This is a genomic window from Listeria sp. ILCC796 (assembly GCF_900186175.1).
GTDB classification, from domain to species: Bacteria; Bacillota; Bacilli; order Lactobacillales; family Listeriaceae; genus Listeria; species Listeria goaensis.
In genome coordinates this window covers 482,449-493,875 of record NZ_FYBV01000001.1, presented here as the reverse complement: position 1 = coordinate 493,875, position 11,427 = coordinate 482,449, and the positions used below count along the sequence as shown (strand labels likewise).

General features: G+C 40.9%; 10 protein-coding genes and 1 CRISPR repeat array (1 of these 11 only partly in view). All 10 genes read left to right on the top strand.

Annotated features, from left to right (window positions below; translation table 11 throughout):
• Nucleotides 1–2 precede the first annotated feature (2 nt).
• The 10 genes from CFS04_RS02360 (at nucleotide 3) to CFS04_RS02315 (ending at nucleotide 11,107) form a co-directional block, all read left to right on the top strand.
• Nucleotides 3–437 (top strand): SMI1/KNR4 family protein, encoded by a 435-nt coding sequence (locus tag CFS04_RS02360; RefSeq protein WP_088808998.1) that lies wholly within the window; start codon nucleotides 3–5, stop codon nucleotides 435–437.
• Nucleotides 438–634: 197 nt separating this feature from the next.
• On the top strand, nucleotides 635–1,402 hold the full coding sequence (recO, locus tag CFS04_RS02355; RefSeq protein ID WP_088808997.1) for a DNA repair protein RecO: 768 nt from the start codon (nucleotides 635–637) through the stop codon (nucleotides 1,400–1,402).
• 277 nt (nucleotides 1,403–1,679) lie between these two features.
• Complete coding sequence (gene glyQ / locus CFS04_RS02350; RefSeq protein ID WP_088808996.1) at nucleotides 1,680–2,564, top strand: glycine--tRNA ligase subunit alpha; 885 nt, start codon at nucleotides 1,680–1,682, stop codon at nucleotides 2,562–2,564.
• The gene (gene glyS, locus CFS04_RS02345; protein ID WP_088808995.1) at nucleotides 2,557–4,623 is read left to right on the top strand and encodes a glycine--tRNA ligase subunit beta; all 2,067 of its coding nucleotides are present in this window, start codon (nucleotides 2,557–2,559) and stop codon (nucleotides 4,621–4,623) included. The genes glyQ and glyS overlap by 8 nt, the downstream gene beginning before the upstream one ends.
• Before the next feature lie 67 nt (nucleotides 4,624–4,690).
• A complete protein-coding gene (locus tag CFS04_RS02340) occupies nucleotides 4,691–5,515 on the top strand; it encodes a pyruvate, water dikinase regulatory protein (protein WP_088808994.1) in 825 nt (274 codons plus the stop codon).
• A 172-nt stretch (nucleotides 5,516–5,687) separates the two neighbouring features.
• Complete coding sequence (locus CFS04_RS02335; protein ID WP_088808993.1) at nucleotides 5,688–6,158, top strand: DUF188 domain-containing protein; 471 nt, start codon at nucleotides 5,688–5,690, stop codon at nucleotides 6,156–6,158.
• Nucleotides 6,142–8,034: a DNA primase gene (dnaG, locus tag CFS04_RS02330; protein ID WP_088808992.1), complete on the top strand. Its 1,893-nt coding sequence runs from the start codon at nucleotides 6,142–6,144 to the stop codon at nucleotides 8,032–8,034. The genes CFS04_RS02335 and dnaG overlap by 17 nt, the downstream gene beginning before the upstream one ends.
• A gap of 70 nt (nucleotides 8,035–8,104) precedes the next feature.
• Nucleotides 8,105–9,220, top strand: a complete 1,116-nt coding sequence (gene rpoD, locus CFS04_RS02325; RefSeq protein WP_088808991.1) for an RNA polymerase sigma factor RpoD — start codon at nucleotides 8,105–8,107, stop codon at nucleotides 9,218–9,220.
• A gap of 67 nt (nucleotides 9,221–9,287) precedes the next feature.
• Nucleotides 9,288–9,989, top strand: a complete 702-nt coding sequence (locus CFS04_RS02320) for a tRNA (adenine(22)-N(1))-methyltransferase TrmK (RefSeq protein ID WP_088808990.1) — start codon at nucleotides 9,288–9,290, stop codon at nucleotides 9,987–9,989.
• The gene (locus CFS04_RS02315; RefSeq protein ID WP_088808989.1) at nucleotides 9,986–11,107 is read left to right on the top strand and encodes a Nif3-like dinuclear metal center hexameric protein; all 1,122 of its coding nucleotides are present in this window, start codon (nucleotides 9,986–9,988) and stop codon (nucleotides 11,105–11,107) included. The genes CFS04_RS02320 and CFS04_RS02315 overlap by 4 nt, the downstream gene beginning before the upstream one ends.
• A 276-nt stretch (nucleotides 11,108–11,383) precedes the next feature.
• A CRISPR array of direct repeats spans nucleotides 11,384–11,427; the repeat unit is 30 nt; unit sequence GTTTTAATCTATGTATTGTGAAATGTAAAT; it runs 509 nt beyond the window's last position.

Here is an 11,427-nt window from a genome sequence, read left to right as displayed (position 1 = left end):
TAATGTATAAATTTATGAAAAATAATCCAGAAAATGATTTTTATAATGTATCAAAAAATGAAATTGTTGAGGTAGAGAATCAATTAGGCTTTACTTTTCCTTCTGATTTAATTCAATTTTACACAGAGCTTGGTTATGGGTTTGTTTTTGAAGGAGATCAAAATAATGATAATCGGTTAATGGATCCAGTTTCAGTAAAGGACTTTCGTCTGAGAAAAGATTACTTTGCTTGGCTACCTGATATAGAGGTATATTCATTGTTTGAAGAAAATAAGTTGATTTTTTTTCAAATTAACGAGTCAGCATTTCTATCAATTGGTTTTAAAGGAGAAGCTATGAATAAAATTTTTTATGATGATACGTGCATAGCACAAAATTTACAGGACTTTTTCAAAAAAATGGAAGTGAATAATGAGTATTATCTAGAATTAGTGTAAGTTTGATTATGATAATTATTATTTTGATATACTCAACTAGTTAACTTTTCTGGCTGTGAAAATTTTTTGTTTTGGACTAGCGAACACTCGTTCAGCATTTTACTTTAAAAATAGCTCACTAGGGTTTATATCTTAGCTACTGAAGCTTTTAGAATACGCCTTTTCCGTGTATAATAAAAGCTTGGGGAGGTGTTCTTTTGGAAAAATGTGAAGGCATTGTTTTGCGTGCTAGCAATTACCGGGAGTCTGATAAAATCGTTGTCGTTTATACGCGTGAATTCGGGAAAATCGGAATGGTTGCGCGTGGGGCTAAAAAAGGACAAAGTCGTCTTGCCGCCGTGACACAACCGTTTACACAAGGAAGCTTTACTTTTTTCGGAAATAGAGGGCTCGTAACACTCCAGCAAGGTGATTTGATTCATAACTTTTCAGATATCCAAACAGATATTTTTTTAACCGCGTACGCCGCTTACGTTTGTGAGCTACTCGATAAAGCAGTAGAAGAGCGGAAACCAAACGCTTATATATACGAACTTGTTTCAGAGATTCTAAACGACATTGATGAAGGCTATGATGCGCAAATTTTAGTGCAGATTTTTGAAATGAAAATGTTGAATGTTTTAGGATTTTACCCCGTTATGGATAAATGTGCGATTTGTGGGGCTACTTCCGGACATTTCGATTTTTCAACGCACGCAGACGGTCTAGTTTGCCACCGCTGTTTTGAAAAAGACCATTATCGGTTGCATTTACCTGAAAATGTTGTGAAACTTTTGCGTCTATTTTATATTTTCAAGCTTGATCGCCTTGGCGAAATTAATGTGAAGCCAGAAACGAAGGCCTTGCTTGAAAAAACTATTGATACGTATTACGAGGAAAAAACGGGGCTGTTTTTGAAAAGCAAGCGTTTTTTGCGTGATATGTCGAAGTGGGATCACATGTTAAAGAAGGAAGATAGCGATTGACAAAGCTAGAAAAATGAAGTATCTTGTAAATAAGATTTAAATAGGTACGTTGATGAGAAAAAGTAGAAACAAGCTCTTTATTTAGCGAACTTGGGTAGGTGAGAGCCAAGTGAAATCTTGTTTTGAAAAGGCGTTTCGGAGTACAGACGAAATCAAGGTGGGAATTTAACAATTCCAAGTAGGGTGGAACCGCGAGATAACTCTCGTCCCTATATGTTGTCATGGCATATAGAGACGAGAGTTTTTATATGGCCGTAAAACTTTGGAGGTGCTAAAAATGAATTTACAAAAAATGATTCGCACATTGCAAGATTATTGGTCAGAACAAGGTTGTATCATGTTACAATCCTATGATGTTGAAAAAGGAGCCGGAACGATGAGTCCGTATACGTTCTTAAAAGCAATCGGACCAGAACCGTGGAAAGCGGGTTACGTGGAACCATCGCGCCGTCCAGCTGACGGTCGTTACGGAGAAAATCCTAACCGCTTGTTCCAACACCACCAGTTCCAAGTTGTGATGAAGCCGTCACCAGACAATATTCAAGAGCTTTATCTTGGCTCGCTTGAAAAGCTAGGCATTAATCCGTTAGAACATGATATTCGCTTCGTTGAGGACAATTGGGAGAATCCTTCACTAGGCTGTGCTGGTCTAGGCTGGGAAGTATGGCTTGACGGGATGGAAATCACACAATTCACTTATTTTCAACAAGTAGGTGGGTTGGAATGTTCGCCGGTCACATCGGAAATTACGTACGGCTTGGAGCGCTTAGCAAGCTACATTCAAGATGAGGAGAATGTTTTTGATTTGGAATGGACAGAAGGCATAACCTATCGCGATATTTTCTATCAAGCTGAATATGAAAATTCCAAATATGCGTTTGAAACGTCCAATACTGAAATGCTATTATCGCTGTTTGACACATATGAACGCGAAGCAGGCAACCAAATGGGCGAAGGGCTCGTTTTCCCGGCATATGACTACGTGCTAAAATGCTCGCACACCTTTAACTTGCTCGATGCAAGAGGTGTCGTATCTGTAACAGAGCGCGCGCAGTACATTGGCCGAATTCGAAATCTCGCAAGACGAATTGCACGCACCTTTTACGAGGAACGCGAAAAACTTGGCTTCCCTTTAATAAAGGAGGAACAAAACCATGAATAAAGACTTTTTACTTGAAATCGGGCTTGAAGAAATGCCCGCTAAATATATTACGGCTTCTGTAGAGCAGCTAAAAGAACGCGCTGCAGACTGGTTTAAAGAGAAAAAAATTGCTGTTGAAGCGATTCAAACGTATTCTTCGCCAAGACGCCTCACAATTTTGGCGAAAAACGTTGCCACGAAGCAAGAAGACCAAATCGAAGAAGCAAAAGGACCAGCTAAAAAAATCGCTTTTGATGAAAACGGTGACTGGTCCAAAGCCGCACAAGGATTCGCTAGAAGTCAAGGCGTTACGCCAGATGACTTTACTTTTCGGGAAATAAAAGGCGTCGAGTATATCTATATCAAAAAAGAAGTAAAAGGCCTTAAAACGCTTGATTTACTCTCTGAATTCCAAAAAATCGTAACAGACATGACTTTCCCGGTTAGCATGCACTGGGCAGACTGCGATTTGCGCTACATTCGGCCGATTAAATGGCTTATCGCGTTATTCGATACGGAAATTATCCCGTTTGAAGTGGCAGGTGTGAAAACGGGAAATGAAACGCGGGGGCATCGCTTCCTCGGCAAGTCTGCGGTTGTGAAAACGCCATCTGATTATGAAAAAGTACTCCTTGAACAATTTGTTGTAGTTGATGCGGAAGCAAGGAAAGATGCGATTCGCGAACAAATTGCGGAAATCGAAACTATTCAGAACTGGAAAATTCCGGCCGATGCGGATTTACTAGAAGAAGTCAACAATCTTGTCGAATATCCGACCGTTTTATTTGGTAATTTTGAAAATGAATATTTGGCGCTGCCAGAAGAAGTTTTAATTACAACAATGAAAGAGCATCAACGTTATTTCCCAGTATTTAGCGAGGATAACAGCTTGTTGCCGCATTTTGTGACGGTTCGTAATGGAAACCATGAAAACTTGGAAACCGTGCAAAAAGGAAACGAAAAAGTACTGCGCGCTCGGTTGTCAGATGCGGATTTCTTCTATCAAGAAGATTTAAAAATGACGATTGACGAGGCTGTTCATAAGCTCAAAAATATTGTGTTTCATGAACGTCTAGGCTCATTGACTGAAAAAATGAAGCGTGTTCAGAAAGTAGCATTACTGCTTGCTGATTACTTGGACTGGGCGGAAGAAGAGAAAAAAGATATTTACCGCGTGACGGATATTTACAAATTTGATTTAGTCACGAATATTGTCGGTGAGTTCCCTGAATTACAAGGCATTATGGGAGAAAAATACGCCAAGCTTCAAGGCGAAAATGATGCTGTGGCTATAGCAATTCGTGAACACTACATGCCAATTTCGTCTGAAGGAGAACTGCCACAATCAGATTTAGGTGGACTAATTGCTGTGGCCGATAAATTAGAAACGCTCGTTAGCTTCTTCTGTATTAATATTATTCCAACTGGTTCAGCTGATCCATTTAGTCTTCGCCGTAGCGCGTTTGGTGTCATGCGAATTATTCAAGCGAACGAGTGGAATTTGCCATTTGCAGAAGTACTTGCTGAAATTGTAGGCATTGAGCGCAAAGAAGGCTTCTCAGATTTACCGGGCGAAGAAGTTTATCAAGTGGCGCAAAACTTCATGAAAAACCGCCTACGTGCCATTTTACGCGGTCATGATGTGCGTCAAGATATTATTGAAGCGGTTGTCGGCGGTGAGCCAAATCGCATCCCAGAAGTAATCAACAGCGCAAAAGTATTAAATGAATCGGCGCAAGATGACTGGTTCCGACCTACTGTTGAGGCTTTAACACGTGTGACAAATATTGCGAAAAAATATGATGACCATGAACCCGTTAATCCAAACTTGTTTGAAAACGAGTATGAAAAAGAACTCTTTGAGAGCGTGCAAGAGTTAAAACATGATTATCCAAACATGACCATCGTTGAGCGACTGAAACGCTTTGCTAAAATTCGCCCGATTATCGATGCTTATTTTGAGAATACGTTAGTCATGAGTGAAAATGAGGCCTTAAAAGCAAATCGTCTAGCGCTCCTTGTTGAGCTTTCAACCTTTATCCGCGAATTTGCACAAATGGATGAAATTCAGGTAAAATAAATATATAAAATGAAGCAGGAATTTTTCTAGAAATGGGAGTTCCTGCTTTTTAAAGGAGACGAGTTTAATGACCCAACCAGCCGTTTATGTCGTTTCCGATTCAACTGGTGAAACTGCTGAACTTGTAACACGAGCTGCTCTTGCTCAGTTTGGACAAACCCCAAAATTCATTCACCGCTTTCATCATGTTGACTCGATTGAAATGATTGAAGAAATTATTGATTTAGTAGCTGTTAACAATGGCATCATTGTGCATACAGTCGTTTTAGAAGAAGTACGCACTCGGTTAAATGAAACCGCAGAAGCTTACGGGGTACCGATTATTGATATTTTCGGTCCACTTCTAGCACAACTTGAAAAAACGTATAAAATTAAGCCGCTATCTGAGCCAGGTCGCGTCCGCTCGTTAGATGAAGCTTATTTCAACAAAGTAGCTGCGATTGAATTTGCGGTAGAAAATGATGACGGGAGAAACCCGCGAGGCATCTTGCAGGCGGATTACGTTCTAATCGGGATTTCGCGAACATCTAAAACGCCTTTATCCCAATATTTAGCTTTAAAAGGGTTAAAAATCACCAATATTCCAATTGTGCCAGAAGCAAGCATTCCAGAAGAACTGTTTGAAATTGACCCGAAAAAAATTATCGGGCTTAAAATTAACAAGAAAAAATTAAATCAAATTCGTTCTGAACGATTAATTTCCATGGGGTTAAGCGGAAAAGGAATGTATTCCAGTGGCGACCGGATTGACGAGGAGCTCAAATTTTTCAAAAAGTTGACGGATAAATTGGATTGTTTCGTACTCGATGTGACAAATAAAGCCGTTGAGGAGACTGCAAATGAAATTTTAAGTCACATTGGTCAACTTGATGAAGAAAAATTTGATTTATAAGAAGGAATTTTAACTTTTATGTCGAATATATATATTATACGCGATTTTTAAGCTTGAAAATAAGATTTTAATCGCGTATAATGCAATTTTGCTACATGTAAAATTGTCATGCATAAAAACGGGTTATCAGCTCGTTTTTTCGTTTGTCATCAGCTGAAAAGGAGGGAATGATTTGCCAAAAATAATTGTGGATGCAGATGCATGCCCCGTAAAGGCAGAAATTAATCAGCTCGCTAAAGATTTTCAGCTTGAAGTTATTTATGTCGCTTCTTATAACCATTATAGAAGCACAGAAACCGATGAAACTTGGATTTATGTAGATACAGAAAAGGAATCTGCAGATATCCGGATTGTCAATTTAGCTCAAAAAGGAGATATTATCGTCACGCAGGATATTGGGCTCGCAAGCATGTTGCTCACAAAATGTATTGTTTTTTCAAACCGAGGTGAAATTTACTTGGAAGAAAGAATGACGATGATGCTCGAACAGCGTAACGACAGACGCAAAGAGCGCAAACTTGGGAAGTATAGCAAAGGACCAAAAGCGATGACGGACCAAGATCATATTCGTTTTTACCAAAATGTTCGTGATTTTTTAGAAAATAAAGTGGAGTTGACGATAAAAAATGAAAAGGATTCCTGAAGAAACGATTGACCGCATTCGGAATCAGACGGATATTGTCGATATTATTGGTAACTACGTACAGCTTAAAAAACAAGGACGAAATTATATTGGCTTATGTCCTTTTCACGGGGAAAAAACGCCATCTTTTTCCGTTTCACCTGAAAAGCAAATTTTTCACTGCTTTGGTTGCGGAAAAGGCGGCAATGTATTTTCCTTTTTAATGGAACATGATCACTTAACTTTCACGGAAGCCGTTCATAAAGTGGCGGAACTAGGCCATATTGATGTGGACCTCCCCAAACTTACAAGCGATGAAACTTTGTCGGCACCTAAGGAAACAAGCGAAACACATAAAATGATAGATATGCATCAGCTTGCGGCTAAGCTTTATCATTATTTGCTTTTGGAAACCGAAGAAGGTTTAGAGGCTTTAAATTATTTGAAGGAACGCGGCATGAGCGAGGAACTCATTCAGACTTTTCAAATTGGTTTTGCGCCGAATCAACATGCGACGCTGACGTCTTTTTTTGAAAAGCGCGAGATGGATTTGCATTTGGCGGTAGCGGCTGGTCTGCTTTCTGAGCGCGATGACGGCAAAATTGTGGACCGCTTTCGCAATCGAATTATGTTTCCGATTACGGATGACAGAGGGCAGCTAGTTGGCTTTTCTGGCAGGTTATATAATCAGGAAGACGGTCCAAAATATTTAAATAGCCCGGAAACGCCCATTTTTAACAAAAGAAAGCTCTTGTATCATTTTTCAGAAGGTCGTCAGGCGATTCGAAAACACGAGGAAGTAATCCTTTTGGAAGGGTTTATGGACGTGATTTCGGTGAGTGAAGCGGGGCTTTTAAACGGTGTGGCTTCGATGGGGACTAGTTTGACGGAAGAGCATATTGGGCTGATTAAACGTGTGGCGAATCGTGCTGTTATTTGTTATGACGGAGACCGCGCGGGAATTGAGGCGGCTTTTAAGGCGGGGAATCTGCTTGCACAAGGCAGAATGGAAATTTTCGTCCTTAGTCTGCCGAGCGGAAAAGACCCAGATGAATACATTCGAACGTACGGAGCAGAAAAATTTAACACGCTTTATTTGCATGAGCGGCAAACCTGGACGGCGTTTAAATTGTATTACTTGAGCCGCAATCGTAACATGGCCAATGATACGGAACGCCTAGCGTACATCGATGAAGCACTTCTTGAAATCGGCAAAATTGACCAAGCTGTCGAACGCGAATTTTATTTAAAGCAGCTTTCCGATGAATTTGACATTACAATCCCAACTTTAAAAGAGCAACTTCAACGTGCGATGCAGGAATTGGCTCGAAAGAAACCACGCGAAACGCAGTTTGATGATTTTGCCAATTTGGCCCCGCCGCCGCCTGATGATGATATGAGTTTTGTACATGTGGGACCAAGAGAACAGCAAAAACGTGAGGCGCATTATGTGGCGGAACAACATTTGCTTAAGGCAATGATTGAAAACCAAGATGCCTTTAGCCAAATCCATCAGCTTCTAGAAGGACTTGTTTTTTATAATGATGATTTTCAGGCGCTGTATACGCATTTGATTGCCTACTATTTAGACGGAAATGAAGCAAGTGCCTCAAGGTTTATGGATTACGTGACGGATATGCGCTTAAAAAACGTTGTGTCCAGTCTCGAAATGTTGGAGTCGCCCGAAGAACAAACAATAGAAGCTTATTCAGACTATATTTTAAGCATGAAAAGATATCGTCTTGAAATAAAGATTAAACAAAAAGAACAGGAAGTATCTGAGAAAATGCGCATGCAAGACCATGAAGGCGCCATAAAGGCATCTAGCGAAGTGATTTTGCTTCGAAAAAGTCTTGCCAACAAGGATTATGATTCTGCAAGTGATGAAACGTTTTAAAACCGCGAAATGATGGTAATGACTAATAGTTGGTCGTAACGCGGTATTTTGGGAGGAGGAAACAGGCAGTATGAGTGAAAAAGCACAAGAATTAAAACAAGAAACGATTGAACAAGCGAAAGAAGGCCTAGTTGAAGAAGGTAAAAAGACAGGGATTTTAACCTATAGTCGAGTAGCTGCTAGATTAGCTCCCTTTACACTAGATTCAGAGCAAATGGACGAATACTTGGAACAGCTCGGGGAAGCGGGGATTGAAGTCGTAGATGATGATGACGATGCAGATCCAGATGAAACTGAGCTTGTAAAAGAAGAAACTGAAGAATTTGACCTCACAGATATGAGCGTTCCTCCTGGTGTTAAAATTAATGACCCTGTCCGTATGTATTTAAAAGAAATCGGTCGAGTTGACCTTTTGTCAGCGGATGAAGAAATCGCGCTCGCAAAGCGCATCGAAGCAGGCGATATTGAAGCGAAAGGTCGCTTAGCTGAGGCGAACTTACGACTGGTTGTAAGTATTGCGAAACGTTACGTTGGTCGCGGTATGCTTTTCCTCGATTTGATTCAAGAAGGAAACATGGGCTTAATGAAAGCTGTTGAAAAATTTGATTTCAACAAAGGATTTAAGTTTAGTACGTATGCTACGTGGTGGATTAGACAAGCTATCACCCGTGCTATCGCTGACCAAGCACGTACAATCCGGATTCCGGTGCATATGGTTGAAACCATCAATAAATTAATTCGTGTGCAACGTTCCTTACTTCAAGATTTAGGACGCGATCCGTCACCAGAAGAAATCGGAGAAGAAATGGATTTACCGACTGAAAAAGTTCGTGAAATCCTTAAAATCGCGCAAGAGCCAGTATCACTTGAAACGCCAATTGGTGAAGAGGACGATTCTCATTTAGGTGATTTTATTGAAGACCAAGAAGCGACATCACCGTCTGATCATGCGGCATATGAGCTTTTAAAAGAACAACTAGAAGATGTACTTGATACGCTTACGGACCGCGAGGAAAACGTACTTCGCTTGCGCTTTGGCCTAGATGACGGTCGCACGCGCACGCTAGAAGAAGTGGGCCGCGTATTTGGCGTAACGCGTGAGCGCATTCGTCAAATCGAAGCGAAAGCACTTCGGAAGCTTCGTCATCCAAGTAGAAGCAAACAGTTGAAAGACTTTTTGGAATAAAAATAAGAGGTTTGGACTGGGCTTTTTTATGCCTAGTTCCGGCCTCCTTTTTATAGGGAGTGTCATAATGAACGAGCAAAAACTATCAAACCGCCTCACTTGTGTGGCAAATTACATACCTAAAGGCAGCCGAATTGCTGATATCGGTAGCGACCACGCTTATTTGCCTTGTTACGCGATTTTAAATGAAATGGCAAGCTTTGCAGTGGCAGGTGAAGTCGCCAAAGGCCCGTTTGAATCGGCGCAAGAACAAGTCATAAAAGCGGAACTGTCAGGAAAAATTGACGTGCGTTTTGGTGATGGCTTGGCAGTCATAACGTCGGCGGATGCCATTGATACGGTCGTCATTGCTGGCATGGGTGGCACATTAATTCGGACGATTTTAGAAGCGGAACCACAAAAATTGACCTCCGTTAAGCGACTCATTTTGCAGCCTAACATTGGCGCTTGGCAAATTCGCGAGTGGGCGGAAAACAATTACTTTAAGCTTATTTCGGAAGCGATTTTACGCGAAGATAATAAAACGTATGAAATTCTTGTTTTAGAGAAAACAGAAAGGGCAGCGAGCTATACGGATAAGGAGCGTCTGCTTGGTCCGTTTCTCTTAACGGAAAAAAATGATGTTTTTGTCGCAAAATGGCAACACGAGCTAGCGAATTGGCAACGGATTGTTGCAGGGCTTCAAAATGGGCAGGAAAGTGAACAAAATGCGGATAAAATGAAAGAACTTACCAAAAAAATACAATTAGTGGAGGAAGTGCTCAAATGAAAGTAGCAAATGGCTATGAATATGTCGCCATGCTGGAAGAAATTGCACCTAAAAAGCTTGCTATGGATAATGATCCCATCGGACTTCAATTAGGTGATTTATCCAAAAAAGTACGCAAGGTCATGTTTACTTTAGACGTTTTAGAGAGCGTTGTGGAGGAAGCGGTCAGCAAAAATGTGGATATGATTATCGCACATCACCCGTTTTTATTCCGACCGCTCAAAAAAATTGATATGGCAACTGCTGAGGGGCGCATGATTCGAAAGCTGATTAAGCATGACATTATCGTATATGCGGCGCACACCAATTTGGATATCGCGGACGGTGGGGTTAACGATATTTTGGCGGAACTTTTAGCACTCGAAAATACGGAAATCATTGTGCCTACACACAGCGAAAACTATATGAAGATTGCCGTTTATGTGCCCGAAGACAGCGCTGAACATGTGCGGTTAGCGCTCATGCATAACGGGGCCGGCAAGATTGGTGCAGAATACGAGGAATGCAGCTTCCGCACACTCGGAACGGGAGAGTTTAAACCAAGTGAAAAAGCGAACCCTACGATTGGTGAAAAAGGGGAGTTAACAGCCGTCTCTGAGGTCAAACTAGAAGCCGTAGTCCCTTCTAGCGCAGCTGACAAGGTCGTAAAAGCAGTACGCACTTCTCACCCCTACGAGGAGCCAGCGATTGATTTAGTTCACCTGCAAAACTTGCAGGAAACAAAAGGACTCGGCCGAATTGGTACGCTAAAAAAAGAAAAAAGCATCGAAGCTTTCATCGAAGATTTAAAAGGTGCACTTGCGATTGACCATGTTCGTTTCATCGGTGATCCTAGTAAGCTTGTTAAAAAAGTGGCTGTAATTGGCGGTGACGGAAATAAGTTTATTCATGACGTCAAGCGAAGCGGCGCCGATGTTTTCGTGACGGGAGATATTTATTATCATTCAGGGCACGACTTACTTGCGATTGATTTACCTACGATTGATGCGGGACATAATATTGAAAAAGTGATGAAACGTTATTTAAAAACGGAATTTGAAAAAAGGGCGGAAAATCTAAAGTATGAGGCTGATTTTATCATTTCAGAAGTCGATACTGATCCGTTCACGTTCTTATGAAAACGAAATTAATTTTTTTAAGCGGCAACTCAGGCAGTGGGAAAGCAACGCTCTTTCAATGTCATTAGAGTAAATTTTTAATTCAATCTGTCGATGTCTAGTAATGTGAAAATGCTGGGACATCGACAGAAATCCGGAATTCATTGCGGGAGAAGGGAAGATGGCGGAAAGAGAGACAATGACTTTCTTTTTCTACTCCATTTTTCTCCAAAAATCCGGGGGTCGACAGAAAATCACTTTTGAGCTATGATGGGAGTAAGAGTCACGAGGGTACCTGTTTTAATCTATGTATTGTGAAATGTAAATTCATAATAATGAAT

Coding starts and splice junctions, on each gene's coding strand:
- CFS04_RS02360 (WP_088808998.1), top strand. CDS start 3: ATGTATAAATTTATGAAAAATAATCCAGAAAATGATTTTTATAATGTA.
- glyQ (WP_088808996.1), top strand. CDS start 1,680: ATGAATTTACAAAAAATGATTCGCACATTGCAAGATTATTGGTCAGAA.
- glyS (WP_088808995.1), top strand. CDS start 2,557: ATGAATAAAGACTTTTTACTTGAAATCGGGCTTGAAGAAATGCCCGCT.
- CFS04_RS02340 (WP_088808994.1), top strand. CDS start 4,691: ATGACCCAACCAGCCGTTTATGTCGTTTCCGATTCAACTGGTGAAACT.
- dnaG (WP_088808992.1), top strand. CDS start 6,142: ATGAAAAGGATTCCTGAAGAAACGATTGACCGCATTCGGAATCAGACG.
- rpoD (WP_088808991.1), top strand. CDS start 8,105: ATGAGTGAAAAAGCACAAGAATTAAAACAAGAAACGATTGAACAAGCG.
- CFS04_RS02320 (WP_088808990.1), top strand. CDS start 9,288: ATGAACGAGCAAAAACTATCAAACCGCCTCACTTGTGTGGCAAATTAC.
- CFS04_RS02315 (WP_088808989.1), top strand. CDS start 9,986: ATGAAAGTAGCAAATGGCTATGAATATGTCGCCATGCTGGAAGAAATT.